Raw genomic sequence first — 15,350 nt, 5'->3', positions numbered from 1 at the left:
TCAGGCACCGCCCACCGAGGAGGACTGCGCTGCGAGCTCGGAATGCGGACGCAGCGGCTTCGCGTCGGCGTCCGGCTGGTCGGGGACGACTCCGGGAGCGCCTTCGTCGACGTGCCCGTGCGCGGGCTGTCCGACGCCGCCACGGCGAGCCTGCTCCAGCGCCCACCACACGGCTTCGGGGGTCGCCGGCGAGGCCAGGTCGACACTGGTGCCGGCCGGACCGAACGCCGCGGCCGCCTGCCGCAACGCCTCCCGCACCGAGAACGCGAGCATCAACGGCGGCTCACCGACGGCCTTGGAGCCATAGACGGCGCCGTCCTCGTGGGCGCGCTGGAGCAGCGCGACGTTGAAGACCTCCGGCATCTCGGAGAAGCTCGGCAGCTTGTAGGTGCTGGCCGCCTGCGTCGCGAGGCGTCCGCGCGACGGCCGGTCGCTCTCGTCCCAGCGAAGGTCCTCCAGGGTCAGCCAGCCGGCGCCCTGGACGAATGCGCCCTCGACCTGGCCGATGTCGACCAGCGGCGACAGGCTGTCGCCGACGTCGTGGACGATGTCGACGCGGCGGGTCCGGTAGGCGCCGGTGAACCCGTCGACCTCGACCTCGGTGGCGGCGACGCCGTACGAGAAGTACTTGAACGGCGACCCGTGCATGATCGAGGAGTCCCAGTGCAGCCCCTCGGTCCGGTAGAAGCCGGCCGCCCAGAGCTGGACCCGCTGGAAATACGCCTGGTTGACGAGGTCGGCCCATGCCACGGACTCGCCACCGCCGACGGTGGTCACCTGGCCGTCGACGAACCGCACGTCAGCGGGGTGCACGCCGAGACGGCGCCCGGCCACCTCGCGCAGCCGTTCGAGCACCTGCTCGCAGGCGTTCTTCACCGCACCACCGTTGAGGTCGGCACCCGAGCTCGCCGCCGTGGCCGAGGTGTTGGGCACCTTGTCGGTGCGCGTCGGCGCGAGCCGCACCGTCGACAGCGGCACCCCGAGGGTCGTGGCCGCGACCTGGAGCATCTTGGTGTGCAGGCCCTGACCCATCTCGGTCCCGCCATGGGTGATGAGCACCGAGCCGTCCTTGTAGACGTGGACGAGGGCGCCGGCCTGGTTGAACGCCGTGAAGTTGAAGGAGATCCCGAACTTCACCGGCGTCATGGCCAGCCCGCGCTTGGTGTGCTCGTGGGTCGCGTTGAACTCGGCGATCTGCGCCTGCCGCGCACGGACGTCCCCGCTGTCGAGCACCTGCTCCCAGCAGGTCACCGTGCGCTCGGCGTGCCGGACCGGCTGCCCGTATGGCGTGCTCTGCCCCTCCGCGTAGAAGTTGCGGCTGCGCAGGTCGATCGGGTCGATCCCGAGCAACGGGGCGCACCGGCCGAGGATGTCCTCGATGACGAGCATCCCCTGCGGCCCGCCGAAGCCGCGGAAGGCTGTCTGGGAGGTCTTGTGGGACTTGGCGATCCGGCCGTTCACGCGGATGTTGGGGATCCAGTAGGCGTTGTCGATGTGGCACAGGGCGCGGGCCAGCACCGGCTCCGACAGGTCGAGGCTCCACCCGCCGTCGGAGGTCAGGGTCGCGTCGAGGCCCTGGATCATCCCGGCCTCGTCGAACGCCACCCGCCACTGCGCGTGGAACCCGTGCCGCTTGCCGGACATCGTCATGTCCTGGGTGCGGGCGAGGCGGAGCCGCACCGGGCGGCCGGTGAGCCGCGCACCGAGGGCAGCGATGGCGGCATACCCGTGGGGTTGCATCTCCTTGCCCCCGAAGCCACCGCCCATGCGCAGGCACTGGACGGTGACCTCGTTGCTGGGGACCCCCAGGACGTGGGCGACGATGTCCTGGGTCTCTGTGGGGTGCTGCGTGCTGCACTGGACGAAGACCTGTCCGTTCTCGTCCACGAGGGCGAGCGAGGCATGGGTCTCGAGGTAGAAGTGCTCCTGACCGGCGAACTCGAACTCACCGCTGAACACGTGTGCCGCACCGTCGAATCCGGCGTCGACGTCGCCGCGCTCGACCTTCGGCCGGCCGCCCTGGAAGCTCTCGGCCTCGATGGCCTCGCGCACCGTGATGATCGCGGGAAGCGGTTCGTAGTCGACCTCGACGGCCAAGGAGCCCAGTCGGGCCGCCTCGAGCGTCTCGCCCAGCACCCAGCAGACCGCGTGGCCGTGGAACATCACCTCGGACGGGAAGAGTGGCTCGTCGTGCTTGACGCCGGCGTCGTTGACCCCGGGGACGTCGTCGGCGGTGAGGACCCGGACCACGCCGGGCACGTCGTAGGCCGGCGCGGTGCGCAACCCGGTGACCCGCGCGTGGGCGTGCGGCGCCTGCACCGGGTGGGCGTGCAGGACGGCGTGGGTGCGCTGGACGAGGTCGTCGGTGTAGAGGGCGAGACCGGTGACGTGCAGAGCGGCCGCCTCGTGCGGGATCTCCTGTCCGACAACGGAGTTCGCGGGGCGTTCGGAGAGCGCGCTCATGCTCCCACCTCCTGCGGGGTCGCGGTCTGGGCATGGAGCTTGAGCAGGGCCGTGCCGAGCATGGCCGAACGGTATGGCGCGCTGGCGCGGTGGTCGTCCATCGGCGTGCCCTCACCAGCCATGACGTCCGCAGCCTCACGGACGACGTCGATGGTCCAGGTGCGCCCCTCGAGCACGGCTTCGGTGGCGGTGGCCCTGATGGGGGTCGCGGCCACACCACCGAGGCCGATGCGCGCCCTGGCCACGACACCGTCCTGGACGTCGAGGGCGAACCCGACCGCCACGCTGGAGATGTCGTCGAACCGGCGCTTGGCGATCTTGTGGAACGCCGTGACCTCGCTGACGGGCACCGGGATCCGCACCGCGCGGATGAGCTCGTCAGCGCGCTTGGCGGTCTGCCGGTAGCCGGTGAAGTAGTCGGCGAGCGGCACCTCCCGGTCACCGTCGACGGACGCGAGCACCACGACCGCCTCGAGGGCGAGCAGGGCCGGCGGGGTGTCGCCGATGGGGGACCCGGTGCCGAGGTTGCCGCCGATGGTGGCGCCGTTGCGGATCAGCCGCGAGGCGAACTGCGGGAACAGCTGGTCCAGCAACGGGATCCTGCCGGCCAGCCCGCGCTCGACCTCGCTGAGCGACAAGGCTGCGCCGATCTCCACGGATTCGTCGCCGACGTGCAGGGTGCGCAGCTCGGGGAGCCGGTCGATGCCGATGGCGAAGGGCGATCGGATGCCGCGGATGTTGACCTCGACGCCCCAGTCCGTGGAGCCGGCGACGAGGACCGCGCCGGGGTGCTCGGCCAGGAGCGCCAAGGCCTGCGGCAGGTCGGCAGGACGCTCGAAGACGCCGCTGGCTCCCTCGAGCCGCGTGTGCGCCGCCACCGGCGCGGGCCGGCTGGCGCGAGCTGCGAACGGATCGCCGGCGGCAGGCTGCTCGAGCGCATAGGCGGCGTCGCGGATCGGGCGGTACCCCGTGCACCGACAGAGGTTGCCGGAGAGGGCGTGGAGGTCGAACCCGTTCTCCCCGTGCTCGGCGTCGACCTGGTGGGTGCGCGGGCCAGAGCCGTTGGAGGTGGCTTCGGCCCCGGCGGGCCTGCGGTCGCCCCGGTAGTACTCCGCAGCCATGCTGCAGACGAAGCCGGGTGTGCAGTAGCCGCACTGCGACCCGCCACGGACGGCCATCTCGCGCTGCACCGGGTGCAGGTCGTCCGGCGTGCCGAGGCCTTCCGCCGTGACGACCTCCTGGCCGTCGAGCGCCGCCGCCGGGACGAGGCAGGCGTTGATCGCGGTCCACCGGGAGGCGTCAGGCCCGTCCGGCCGGGCGACCATGACCGAGCACGCCCCGCACTCGCCCTCGGCGCAGCCCTCCTTCGCGCCGGTCAGGCCCTGCGCGCGCAGGAAGTCCAGCGCTGTGGTGGCCGGGTCGACCCCGGTGAGGGGACGTGCCGCCCCGTTGACCGTGACCTCGTGCTGTGCCGTCATGCCCGCAACTCCCGTCCCCCGCCGTTGGGGTCCATCATCCACCCGGGCGACGTCCGACCGGGTGCATGGTTGCGTGACGAGCGGGTCCGCCGGTTATCCATGCAGAACAACGGCCGCGGTGGTGCTGCGACGACGGTATTCCTCCACAAACTGTTGAATCAAGAGGTCGGACCCGGTTGTTTCACGGGCTGGACCGACTCGTCTCCCTCAACCCTGGCGACCGAACGCGGCGAGGGCGCCCGTGTAGGCCTTCGGGGGCGGAGGCGCGAGCTCACCATGCGTCGCAGGCCGAAGTCCCTGTCGCACCAACGACTCCGCGAGCAGCGTCCCGGCGGCGACGCCGTCCACGACGGGGACGCCGAGCTGGGTGGTGAGCAGCTCGGGCAGCCCGGCCATGCCGGCGCACCCGAGGACGATGGCGTCGCTGCCGTCCTGGGCGAGGGCGGTCTTCGCGAAGGCCAGGATCACGGCATACGTGTGGTCACGGTCCTCCTCCAGCTCGAGGACAGGGATGTCGCACGCGTGCACACCGGCGCACTGGCGCTCCAGGCCGTAGGTGCGGGTCAGGTCCCACGCGCGGCCGACGGTGCGGCTCATCGTCGTGACGACGCTGAACGACCGGCCGAGCAGCGAGGCGGTCTTCATCGCCGCTTCCGCGATGCCGATCACCGGCCTGGACGTGGCCTCCCGCGCCGCGTCCAGGCCGGGGTCCCCGAAGCAGGCGAGCACGAACGCGTCGGCCTGCGAGTCCTGGCGGATGATCTCGAGCACGCCGGGGACGCTGAGCGCCTCGTCGTAGTGGCTCTCGATCGAGGCGGGACCCATCGCCGGGGTGCGCCCGGTCACCACCGTGGAGGGTCCGGCGACCCGCTTCGCCTCAGCCTCGATGAGGGCCGTCATGGAAGCGGTGGTGTTCGGGTTGATGACGGTGAGCCGTATGGCGCCTGCACCTCCCGCCACCGCGGGCTCGGCGCCCGCGGTGGCCGGGCTGGCTCCCGCACTCATTCGCTCACGAGCTTGCCGACGCACTTGGCGGCGAGCTGCTCGGCGCCGATCCCCATCCGGGGTGCGATCAGGGCGTAGGCGGCGAAGCCGATCCCGCAGCCGATGAACCAGCTGTAGTCGTCGAACCGGTTGATGCCGGGGACGAACACCGCGAGCATCGCGCACACCGCGGCGATGGCCGTGGCCCAGATCGCCGACGGGTTGTAGCCCTTGGTGTAGTGGTAGGCGCCGGACTCGTCGAGGGTGAACAGGTCGTCGATGCAGACCTGCTGCTTGTGCACGACGTAGTAGTGGGCGATGAGCACCCCGAAGAGCGGGCCGATGAAGGCGCCCAGGGTGTCCAGCGTGTAGTGGATCGTCTCGGGGTTGTTGTAGAGGTTCCACGGGGTGAGGAGCACCGAGCCGACGGCGGCGATCATGCCGCCCGTGCGCCAGCTGATCTTCTGCGGGTTGACGTTGGAGAAGTCGAACGCGGGCGAGACGAAGTTGGCGACGATGTTGATGCCGATGGTCGCCGTGGTGAAGGTCAGGGCGGCCAGGACGAGGGCGAAGGTGTTGTCGATCTTGCCGACCGTCTTCACCGGGTCGGTGATGAGCTCGCCGTACACCGGGAGCGTGGCCGCGGCCGTGAGGACGGTGAGGACCGAGAAGAACAGGAAGTTCACCGGCAGGCCCCAGAAGTTGCCCTTCTTGACGTCCTTGAAGGTGCGGCCGTAGCGCGAGAAGTCACCGAAGTTGAGCATCGGCCCCGAGAAGTAGGAGACGACCAGGGCCGTCGCGGCGAGCATGGTCGTGAAGACCTGCGTCCCGCTCAGCTGGTGGTCGGACAGGTTGAGGTTGATGCTCCAGCCGGACTCCTTGAGCAGGTAGACGCACAGCGCGATCATCACCACGTAGACGGCGGGCCCGGCGAAGTCGATGAACCGCTTGATCGTGTTCATGCCGGTCCAGAAGACAGCGGCCTGGGCGACCCACAGGATCGCGAAGGTGACGTAGCCGAGGGACGACAGCCCGAGGAAGCCGTGCTGAGCCACGTCGGAGTACGCCGCGAGGCCGGGGAACATGCGCACGAGCAGGATGTCGAGCGAGGCCGACGCGAGGTAGGTCTGGATGCCGTACCAGGCCACCGCGATGAGGCCGCGGATGATGGCCGGGATGTTGGCGCCGAGGACGCCGAACACCGAGCGGCAGATGACGGGGTAGGGCACCCCGGTGCGCTGGCTCGGCTTGGCGACGAGGTTGCAGAAGAACAGCACGATGGTGATGCCCGTGATGAGGCAGACGAACACCTGCCAGCTGGTCAGCCCCAGCGCGAACAGGCTGCCCGCGGTGAGGTAGCCGCCGACGCTGTGCACGTCGGACATCCAGAACGCGAAGATGTTGTACCAGGTCCAGCTCTGGTCCCTGAGCGGAGCAAGGTCCTCGTTGGTGAGGCGCTTGTCGTACCCGGGCTTGATCAGGCCGGCACCTGCGCCGTGGTCGTGCTCGCCCGCGTGGGTGACGAAGCCGGCGGCGGCTGCCGCTGCCTCGGTCTCGGTCTCGAAGGGCTTCTCAGTGGTGCTCATCCGGACTCCTTTGTCCACCGCGTCGGCCGCGGATCCTGCGAAGAACGCTAGGGAGAGTTCCGTTGGGGCAGAAGGCCTTGAACCGTATATCTGCGTATATCCGGGCGCTGCCGATGACCTCAGCGGTCGTCGCCGAGCCGGGAGATGCAGGCGGTGAGACGTGCGTGGTGCTCCTCGCTGACCTCGCGCAGCCGGGCGGCGTCGCGCGCCGAGAAGGCGTCGAGCATCGCCTGGTGGTCGGCCCGCATCTCCTCGCGCTCGTCCTCGGTGACCCGCATCATCGTCTGCACGGGCTCGGTGAGGTTCCAGGCGATGTCGAGCATGTGCAGCAGCCGTGGCATGCGGCAGGGCGCGAGCAGCGCCTCGTGGAAGTCCCTGCTGGCCCGCTGGAACCCGGCGGCGTCGCCGGCGGCCACGGCCCGCACGAGCTGCTCGTGGATCACCGCGGCGCGGGCGTGGTCCTGCGCCGTCGACTGCAGGGCCGCGGCGTCCAGGGCCGCCGCCTCCAGGGCACCCCGGACGACGTAGAGCTCGTCCAGCTCGGCGGAGGACAGGGCGGTGACGGTGTAGCCGAGCCGGGGCTGGTGCTCGAGCAGCCCCTCGCCGAGCAGCGTCTTCAGCGCCTCGCGCACCGGGATCAGCGAGACGCCGAAGAAGGCCGCGACGTCGTCGAGCGGGATCGGGCTGCCTGGCGGGACGGCGCCGGAGACGATGACCCGGCGCAGCTCGGACAGCACCTGCGGCCCCGTGGCGTACGCGCCCTCGCGGACGAGCAGGCCGACGATGGCCGACGGCCGCCGTGGCTGGCTCATGCTGCACCTCCTCGACCGGTCACCCGCCCATCATGCCTATCGCGTCGCGCTCGCCTAGACGAACTGGCGGCTCAGCTTCGCGTGCCGGTTGACGTCCTTGTAGAGCAGGTAGCGAAAGCGCCCCGGGCCGCCCGCGTAGCAGGCCTGGGGACAGAAGGCGCGAAGCCACATGAAGTCGCCCTCCTGCACCTCGACCCAGTCGTTGTTGAGGAGGTAGACGGCCTTGCCCTCGAGGACGTAGAGGCCGTGCTCCATGACGTGGGTCTCGGGGAACGGGATCGCGCCGCCGGGCTCGAAGTTGACGATGTTGACGTGCATGTCGTGGCGCACGTCCTGCGGGTCGACGAACCGCTGGGTGGTCCAGACACCGTTGGTCCCGGGCATCTCCCCGCCCGCGACGTCGGTCTCGTTGGTGACGAACGGCTCCGGCACGTCGATGCCCTCGACCCGCTCGTACGCCTTGCGGATCCAGTGGAACTTCGCGGTCTCCTGCGAGTCGGCGCGCAGGGTCCAGTCGCAACCGGCCGGCAGATAGGCGTAGCCGCCCGGGCCGAGGTCGTGCGAGACGCCCTCGATGGTGATCCGCAGGCCGCCCTCGACGACGAAGACCACGCCCTCGGCGCCCGGGTCGAGCTCGGGCTTGTCGGAGCCGCCGCCAGGCGACACCTCGACGATGTACTGCGAGAACGTCTCGGCGAAGCCGGACAGCGGCCGCGCGATCACCCAGAGCCGCGTGTCCTCCCAGAAGGGCAGGTTGCTCGTGACGATGTCGGTCATCGTCCCTCGCGGCAGGACGGCATACGCCTCGGTGAACACCGCGCGGTCGGTGGTGAGCTGCGTCTGCGGCGGCAGCCCTCCGGCGGGCGCGTAGTAGGTGGGCGCGGTGCGGGGGGTGGTCATGACTGTCCTCTCGTCAGGAGCCGACCGCGCGGGTCGGCATCGAGGTCGACGGGTGTGCCGTGCAGCCAGGTCTGGCGGACGGCTCCGGTGAGCGTGCGGCCGGCGTACGCCGACACGGGGTTCTTGTGGTGCAGGTGACCGATCTCGACGGTGAACTCCTCGTCGGGGGCGAAGACCGCGAAGTTGGCGAGGGCACCGGGTTCGATCCGGCCGCGGTCGGTGAGGCCGGTCTGGTCCGCGGGGCCGGTCGCCATCCACCGGACGACGTCGGTCAGGGCGTGACCGCGCCGGCGGGCACCGGTCCACACCGCCGCGAGGCCGAGCTGGAGCCCGGCGATGCCGCCCCACGCCTGGCCGAAGTCGCCGGTGTCGAACCGCTTGAGCTCCTCGGTGCACGGCGAGTGGTCGGTGACGACGATGTCGATGCTGCCGTCGACCAGGCCGTCCCAGAGGAGCTCACGGTTGGCGGCCTCGCGGATCGGCGGGCAGCACTTGAACTCCGTTGCCCCGTCAGGGATCTCCTCCGCGGTGAAGGACAGGTAGTGCGGGCAGGTCTCGACGGTCAGCCGCACACCGTCGGCCCGGGCCGAGCGGATCATCGGCAGGGCGTCGGAGCTCGACAGGTGCAGGATGTGCGCGCGGGCACCGGTCCAGCGGGCCAGCTCGATGACCTGGGCGATGGCGAGGTTCTCGGCGCCCCGGGGCCGGGAGTGCAGGAACCGGTCGTACTCCTCACCGTCGGCAGCAGCTGCGTGGTCGATGGCGTGCGAGTCCTCGGCGTGCACGATCATCAGCGCGTCCAGCGACCCCGTCTCGCGCATCGCCTCCTCGAGCTGGTCCGGCTCGAGGTGCGGGAACTCGTCGACACCAGAGTGCAACAGGAAGCACTTGAACCCGAAGACCCCGGCGTCGAACAACGGCTTGAGGTCCGGCACGTTGCCCGGGATCGCGCCGCCCCAGAAACCCACGTCGACATAGGCCTGGTCGCGGGCGACGGTCCGCTTCTCCTCCAGCGCAGCGACGTTCACCGTCGGCGGGATGCTGTTGAGCGGCATGTCGATGATGGTCGTCACCCCACCGGCAGCGGCTGCGCGCGTCGCGCTGGCGAACCCCTCCCACTCGGTGCGGCCCGGCTCGTTGACGTGGACGTGGGAGTCCACCAGCCCCGGCAGCAGGACCTCGTCGTCGGCGAGGTCGACGACGCGGGCACCCTCGGGGACGGGCGCGTCATACGCCTCCACGGCCACGATCCGCTCACCGGTCACGTGCACGCACGCCGAGGTCTTCCGACCACCGACCACTGCTCGCCTGGCCCGCAGGACCACGTCTGCACCCACTGCCGCACCTCGCCTCTCGTCCGTGCCGTTCGTTCCGGTCATCCTGTCACTGCGTCCCGGCCAGGGACTGCTTGTGGGCCGGGTGCGCCGCGGGGTCGACGACCCTGCTGCGCTGCCTGCCCAGGACGCCACCGTCGAGCTCGACGACGTCGCCGTGCCGCAGGTAGGGCCGCGGCTCGGCCCGGCCCATCGCCACCCCGGCCGGGGTACCGGTGATGACGAGGTCTCCAGGCTCGAGGGTCATCAGGCGGCTCACGTAGGCCAGCACCTCCCCCACACCGAACACCATGTCGGCCGTCGTCCCGTCCTGTCGCCCCTCGCCGTTGACCGACAGCCGCAGCCGCAGGGCCGCCGGGTCGCCGACCTCGTCGGGGGTCACGAGCCACGGGCCCAGCGGGCAGAACGTGTCGGCGGACTTCCCCTTGGTCCAGGTCCCGCCGTGGTCGAGCTGCATCGCGCGGTCGGAGACGTCGTGGGCCAGGACGTAGCCGGCGACGGCCTCCAGCGCGCGGGCCGGGTCGGTCTCGTCACGCAGGGTGGTGCCGACCACCACTCCCAGCTCCACCTCGTAGTCGGTGCTCGACGACCCCGCCAGCATGCGGATGTCATCGGCGGGGCCGCACACGGAGGTGGTCGCCTTGAGGAAGACGACGGGCTCGGTCGGCAGGTCCGCGCCCGCCTCGGCCGCATGGTCGGCGTAGTTGAGCCCGATCCCCACGACCTTGCCCGGCCTCGGCAGCGGCGACCCCCAGCGCATCCCGTCGTGGGCGTCGACCACGGGCAGGTCTCCACCGTCCACCGCGCGCGCGACCTCCGTGAGGTGGCACAGGAGCGCGGGACCCAGGTCGTCGCACACGGTGGCGAGGTCGAGCAGCGTCCCGTCCGGTGCCACGGCCACAGGTCGCTCACGACCGGGGGCGCCCACGCGGGCCAGCCTCATCGCCCACCGCCCAGGTGCTCGCGCGCTATCCGGGCTCCCAGCCGCTCGAGCAGCGGCCCGGGCGCCTCGAAGGCCTCCTTCACGGAGGCCGCCTCGTCGAGCAGGGCGTATGCCGCGTCGATGCCGGCCGCGCGCAGCTCCCCTTCGGGGAGAGTCACCTTCCCGGCCACGGCCACCACAGGGACGCCCGCGTCCCGGGCGACGGCGGCCACCGCAGCCGGCGCCTTGCCGTGCAACGTCTGCCGGTCCAGGGCCCCTTCACCTGTGATCACGAGGGTCGCACCGGTCAGGGCGTCGTGCAGGCCCGCCAGCTCGAAGACCAGCTCGGCCCCCGGTCGCGTGGTCGCCCCCGCGACAGCCACCATCCCGAAGCCCACGCCGCCCGCGGCCCCCGCGCCGGGGTCGTCGCGGTGGTCGCGCCCGGTCGTCGCCGCCACGAGGTCGGCCCAGCGAGCCAGGGCCGCGTCCAGGCGCTCGACGTCGTCGGGCGAGGCGCCCTTCTGCGGGCCGTAGACGGCAGCAGCTCCCCGGGACCCGGTGAGCGGGTTGTCGACGTCGCACGCCACGACGACCTCTGCACCGGACAGGCCAGGGTGGAGACCGGACAGGTCGAGGGCCACGGCCTGCTCGAGCCCCAGCCCACCGGGGCCGACCTCCCGCCCGTCCGCACCGGTCACCCGGGCGCCGAGCGCCTGCAGGAGACCCAGCCCGCCGTCGGTGCTGGCGCTGCCGCCGATCCCGACCACCACGCGGCGGGCGCCGTCGTCCAGCGCCGCGGCGATGAGGTCGCCGGTCCCCCGGCTCGTCGCCGTGAGGGGCGCCAGTCCGGTGTCGGCGAGCAGGTCGAGCCCGCACACCTCGGCGAGCTCGACGACCGCCTCGCTGCCGCGGACGCCATACGAGGCCTTGCGGTCCTCGCCGGTCGGGCCGTGGGCGGGCACGGTGACGCGGGCGAACCCGGCGGCCTCAGCGGCAGCGAGGGTGCCGTCCCCGCCGTCGGCGACAGGCACCGCGACCACCTCGACGTCCGGGAGCACCGAACGGAGCCCGGCGGCCACGTGGGTGGCCACCGCGGCTGCGGTCAGGGTGCCCTTGAACTTGTCGGGGGCGATCACGACGCGGGGCGCCGGGGTGGGGACGGTCACAGGAGCGCCTCAGTCCAGGTTGGCGAAGACGGCGGTCGGGGCGTCGGCGCCCCCATCGGCCAGCTCCTCGAACTCGGTGACGTTCGCGATGCTCTGACCCATGGAGACGTTGGTGATCCGCTCGAGGATGACCTCGACGACGACGGGGACGCGGTACTCCTGCGCCAGGGCCTTGGCCTTCTCGAGCGCAGGGGCGATCTCCTCGGGGTCGAAGACGCGGATCGCCTTGCAGCCCAGCCCTTCCACGACCTTGACGTGGTCGACGCCGTAGCCGTTCAGCTCAGGGGCGTTGACGTTGTCGAAGGAGAGCTGGACGCAGTAGTCCATCTCGAAGCCGCGCTGGCTCTGCCGGATCAGGCCGAGGTAGGCGTTGTTCACCAGGACGTGGATGTAGGGGATGTTGAACTGCGCCCCGACCGCCAGCTCCTCGATCATGAACTGGAAGTCGTAGTCGCCGGACAGCGCGACCACGGTCTCGTCCGGGACTGCGGTCGCGACACCGAGGGCCGCCGGGACGGTCCAGCCGAGCGGCCCGGCCTGGCCCGCGTTGATCCAGTGCCGGTCCTTGTAGACGTGCAGCAGCTGGGCCGCCTGGATCTGCGACAGGCCGATGGTCGAGACGTAGCGGACGTCGCGGCCGAAGGCACGGTTCATCTCCTGGTAGACGCGCTGCGGCTTGATCGGCGTCACGTCGAAGTTCGTCTTGCGCCACATCGACTTCTTGCGGTCGCGGCACGACTGCGCCCAGTCGGCGCGGTCGGACAGCAGGTTCGCGTCGCGGCGTTCGCGGGCCACCTCGACGAACAGCTCGAGGGCAGCCTTGGCGTCGCTGACGATGCTGTAGTCCGGGGCGAAGACCCGACCGACCTGGGTCGGCTCGATGTCGACGTGGACGAACGTGCGGCCCTTCGTGTAGGTCTCGAGGTCGCCGGTGTGGCGGTTGGCCCAGCGGTTGCCGATGCCGAGGACGAAGTCGGCCTCGAGCATCGTGGCGTTGCCGTAGCGGTGGCTGGTCTGCAGCCCGACCATGCCGGCGTTGAGCTCGTGGTCGTCGGGGATGGTGCCCCAGCCCATAAGGGTCGGGACGACCGGCACCCCGGTCAGCTCGGCGAGCTCGACGAGCAGCGCGGCGGCGTCGGCGTTGATGACGCCACCGCCGGAGACGATGAGCGGCTTCGTGCTCGCCTCGAGCAGGTCCAGCGCCTTGCTCACCTGCGCGCGGGTGGCCGCCGGCTTGTAGACGGGCAACGAGGCGTAGGTCTCGACGTCGAACTCGATCTCGGTCATCTGGACGTCGATCGGCAGGTCGATGAGCACGGGTCCCGGACGCCCGGAACGCATGAGGTGGAACGCCTGCTGGAACGTGCCCGGCACCTGCGCCGCCTCCATGACGGTGACCGCCATCTTGGTCAGCGGCTTGGCGATGGTCGCGATGTCGACGGCCTGGAAGTCCTCCTTGTGCAGCTTGGAGACCGGCGCCTGACCGGTGATGCACAGGATCGGGATCGAGTCGGCGCTGGCCGAGTAGAGCCCGGTGATCATGTCGGTCCCCGCGGGACCACTCGTCCCGACGCAGACACCGATGTTGCCCGCCTTGGCGCGGGTGTAGCCCTCGGCCATGTGCGAGGCGCCCTCGACGTGCCGGGCCAGCGTGTGGTGGAGACCGCCGTTGGTCTCCATCGCCTTGTAGAACGGGTTGATCGCCGCCCCGGGCAGGCCGAAGACGTTGGTCACCCCCTCCAGCTTGAGGATCTCGACGGCCGCTTGGGCCGCGGTCATGCGTGCCATGGTGGTGCTCCTGCTCTGGTGGTGTCGGTATGCAGTGGGGCCGGCTGGCGTGGGTCAGCCGGCGAGGCGGCCGGAGAGCCGCTCGACGCCGCGCAGCAGCGCGGAGTGGTCGAGCCCGCCGTCGCCGTTGGCGCGGGCGGAGGCCATCAGCTGGGCGACGAGGGCGCCGAGGGGTACGACGACCCCGGCCTCCCGGGCGGCAGAGGTCACGATGCCCATGTCCTTGTGGTGCAGGTCGATCCGGAACCCCGGGGTGAAGTCGTGCTTGGCCATGTTGTTGCGCTTCTGCTCCAGCACCTTCGAGCCGGCGAGCCCGCCGCCGAGGACGTCGAGAGCTGCCTCGAGGTCGACGTCGTAGGCGTCGAGAAAGGTCACGGCCTCGGCGAGGGCCTGGATGTTGGCCGCGACGATGAGCTGGTTGGCGGCCTTGACCGTCTGGCCGGCTCCGTTGCCGCCGACGTGCACGATGGTCTTCCCGACGACGTCGAACAGCGGCTTGGCCTCCTCGAAGTCCTTGCCGTCACCGCCGACCATGATCGACAAGGCCGCGTTCTTCGCTCCGGCCTCGCCACCGGAGACTGGCGCGTCGAGGAGGCGAAACCCCTTGTCCCTGGCCGTTTTCGCCAGCTCAGTCGTCACGTCGGGTCGGATGGACGAGAAGTCGATGACGAGGGCGCCGGACTTCGCGTTGTCGAAGACCCCACCCTCGCCGACGAGGACGTCCTGCACGTCGGGGCTGTCGGGCACCATGACGGCGACGGCGTCGACGTCCGCGACCGCCTCGGCGATGGAGTCGGCGGCACGGCCGCCCGCGTCGACCAGCGGCTGGGTCTTGTCGGGGTGCAGGTTGTAGCCGACGACGTCGTGGCCGGCCTCCTGGAGGTGGACGGCCATCGGGCTGCCCATGATGCCGAGTCCGATGAAGGCGATGCTGGTCATGTTGTGTCTCCTTGAGGGTCTGGGGAAGGTCAGGCGGGGGCGCCGCGGCGTTCGCGCGGGAGCCAGCCGAAGCTGTCGGGGGTGGTCGCGGTGGTGGGCTTGTACTCCAGGCCGACCCACCCGGCATACCCGCGCGCAGCGAGGTCACCGAGGTGGCGCTGGAGGTCGAGGTCGCCGGAGCCGGGCTCCCCGCGACCGGGGGCGTCGGCGATCTGGACGTGCCCGGTGACGCCGACGTGCTCACCGATGGCGGCGTCGAGGTCATCGCCGTTGGAGGCGAGGTGGAACAGGTCAAGGAGGAAGGCGACGTTGTCAGCACCCGTCGCCCGGACGTCCCGGACCACCGAGACCGCGTCGGCAGCGGTCCGCAGCGGGTAGGGCTTGGGGCCGCTGACCGACTCGACCAGGACGGTCGCACCGATGGTCGAGGCCGCCTTGGCCGCGGCCGCGATGGACTCGCGCCCCAGCTCGTCCTGCTCCTGCGCCGAGGCGCCGTCGACCCGGTTGCCGAAGAGCGCGTTGAACGCCGAGGCCCCCAGCCGCTCCCCGATCCCGACGGTGACGTCGATGTTGTCGCGGAACTGCTGCACCCGGGCGGGGATCGACAGCACCCCACAGTCGGGGCCGGCGAGGTCGCCCGCGAAGAAGTTGAGGCCGACGAGCTGCACACCGGCGTCCTGCACCGCCGCGACGAAGGCGTCGACGTCGCGGTCGGACGGGACCGGCTGGTCCGGCCAGGGCCACCAGAACTCGACGGCGTCGAACCCTGCCGCCTTCGCGGCAGCAGGGCGCTCGAGCAGGGGCAGCTCGCCGAATAGGATCGAGCAGTTCACGAGGTAGCGCAGTCCGTGGTCCGTCATGGCGATCATCACCACTTTCGTATCGTGGAATCTTTTTTCCGACTGATGAGAGGTTACGAGAAGGCCGGACGGCGGGTCAACGGTCCCGACGCCCTGTCCCAGCACGCGGCGCAGATAT

Annotated in this window: 12 protein-coding genes; all 12 read right to left on the bottom strand. The window is 71.0% G+C overall.

Going from position 1 to position 15,350, the window contains the following annotated elements; translation table 11 throughout:
* Entirely contained in the window at positions 1–2,463 is a 2,463-nt protein-coding gene (gene xdhB, locus ABEG17_RS10315; RefSeq protein WP_406829382.1) for a xanthine dehydrogenase molybdopterin binding subunit, read from the bottom strand.
* Complete coding sequence (locus tag ABEG17_RS10310; protein ID WP_406829381.1) at positions 2,460–3,941, bottom strand: xanthine dehydrogenase small subunit; 1,482 nt, start codon at positions 3,939–3,941, stop codon at positions 2,460–2,462. The genes xdhB and ABEG17_RS10310 overlap by 4 nt, the downstream gene beginning before the upstream one ends.
* Before the next feature lie 207 nt (positions 3,942–4,148).
* On the bottom strand, positions 4,149–4,946 hold the full coding sequence (locus ABEG17_RS10305; RefSeq protein ID WP_406829380.1) for an aspartate/glutamate racemase family protein: 798 nt from the start codon (positions 4,944–4,946) through the stop codon (positions 4,149–4,151).
* A complete protein-coding gene (locus tag ABEG17_RS10300) occupies positions 4,943–6,511 on the bottom strand; it encodes an NCS1 family nucleobase:cation symporter-1 (RefSeq protein ID WP_406829379.1) in 1,569 nt (522 codons plus the stop codon). The genes ABEG17_RS10305 and ABEG17_RS10300 overlap by 4 nt, the downstream gene beginning before the upstream one ends.
* 119 nt (positions 6,512–6,630) lie before the next feature.
* Positions 6,631–7,323, bottom strand: a complete 693-nt coding sequence (locus ABEG17_RS10295) for a GntR family transcriptional regulator (RefSeq protein WP_406829378.1) — start codon at positions 7,321–7,323, stop codon at positions 6,631–6,633.
* 54 nt (positions 7,324–7,377) lie between these two features.
* Complete coding sequence (locus tag ABEG17_RS10290) at positions 7,378–8,223, bottom strand: bifunctional allantoicase/(S)-ureidoglycine aminohydrolase (RefSeq protein ID WP_406829377.1); 846 nt, start codon at positions 8,221–8,223, stop codon at positions 7,378–7,380.
* Entirely contained in the window at positions 8,220–9,602 is a 1,383-nt protein-coding gene (allB, locus tag ABEG17_RS10285; RefSeq protein WP_406829376.1) for an allantoinase AllB, read from the bottom strand. Before allB ends, ABEG17_RS10290 begins: the two co-directional genes overlap by 4 nt.
* Positions 9,603–9,606: 4 nt before the next feature.
* Entirely contained in the window at positions 9,607–10,485 is an 879-nt protein-coding gene (locus ABEG17_RS10280; RefSeq protein ID WP_406829375.1) for a fumarylacetoacetate hydrolase family protein, read from the bottom strand.
* An 11-nt stretch (positions 10,486–10,496) separates the two neighbouring features.
* The gene (locus ABEG17_RS10275; RefSeq protein ID WP_406829374.1) at positions 10,497–11,645 is read right to left on the bottom strand and encodes a glycerate kinase; all 1,149 of its coding nucleotides are present in this window, start codon (positions 11,643–11,645) and stop codon (positions 10,497–10,499) included.
* Between the two features lie 9 nt (positions 11,646–11,654).
* Positions 11,655–13,433, bottom strand: coding sequence for a glyoxylate carboligase (gene gcl, locus ABEG17_RS10270; RefSeq protein WP_406829373.1), 1,779 nt, complete (start codon positions 13,431–13,433; stop codon positions 11,655–11,657).
* 54 nt (positions 13,434–13,487) lie between these two features.
* Positions 13,488–14,372, bottom strand: a complete 885-nt coding sequence (locus tag ABEG17_RS10265) for a 2-hydroxy-3-oxopropionate reductase (protein ID WP_406829372.1) — start codon at positions 14,370–14,372, stop codon at positions 13,488–13,490.
* 29 nt (positions 14,373–14,401) lie between these two features.
* Positions 14,402–15,217 (bottom strand): hydroxypyruvate isomerase family protein, encoded by an 816-nt coding sequence (locus ABEG17_RS10260; RefSeq protein WP_406833175.1) that lies wholly within the window; start codon positions 15,215–15,217, stop codon positions 14,402–14,404.
* Positions 15,218–15,350: the final 133 nt, after the last annotated feature.

This window comes from Pedococcus sp. KACC 23699 (assembly GCF_045348425.1).
In the GTDB taxonomy this organism is placed as follows: domain Bacteria; phylum Actinomycetota; class Actinomycetes; order Actinomycetales; family Dermatophilaceae; genus Pedococcus.
Note: the sequence above shows the minus strand (reverse complement) of the source record. Positions and strands in the feature narration are given on the sequence as shown.

Excerpts from the sequence above, each read along its gene's own strand:
- xdhB (WP_406829382.1), bottom strand. The coding sequence starts at position 2,463 with ATGAGCGCGCTCTCCGAACGCCCCGCGAACTCCGTTGTCGGACAGGAG.
- gcl (WP_406829373.1), bottom strand. The coding sequence starts at position 13,433 with ATGGCACGCATGACCGCGGCCCAAGCGGCCGTCGAGATCCTCAAGCTG.
- ABEG17_RS10300 (WP_406829379.1), bottom strand. The coding sequence starts at position 6,511 with ATGAGCACCACTGAGAAGCCCTTCGAGACCGAGACCGAGGCAGCGGCA.
- ABEG17_RS10295 (WP_406829378.1), bottom strand. The coding sequence starts at position 7,323 with ATGAGCCAGCCACGGCGGCCGTCGGCCATCGTCGGCCTGCTCGTCCGC.
- allB (WP_406829376.1), bottom strand. The coding sequence starts at position 9,602 with ATGACCGGAACGAACGGCACGGACGAGAGGCGAGGTGCGGCAGTGGGT.
- ABEG17_RS10290 (WP_406829377.1), bottom strand. The coding sequence starts at position 8,223 with ATGACCACCCCCCGCACCGCGCCCACCTACTACGCGCCCGCCGGAGGG.
- ABEG17_RS10265 (WP_406829372.1), bottom strand. The coding sequence starts at position 14,372 with ATGACCAGCATCGCCTTCATCGGACTCGGCATCATGGGCAGCCCGATG.
- ABEG17_RS10310 (WP_406829381.1), bottom strand. The coding sequence starts at position 3,941 with ATGACGGCACAGCACGAGGTCACGGTCAACGGGGCGGCACGTCCCCTC.
- ABEG17_RS10305 (WP_406829380.1), bottom strand. The coding sequence starts at position 4,946 with ATGAGTGCGGGAGCCAGCCCGGCCACCGCGGGCGCCGAGCCCGCGGTG.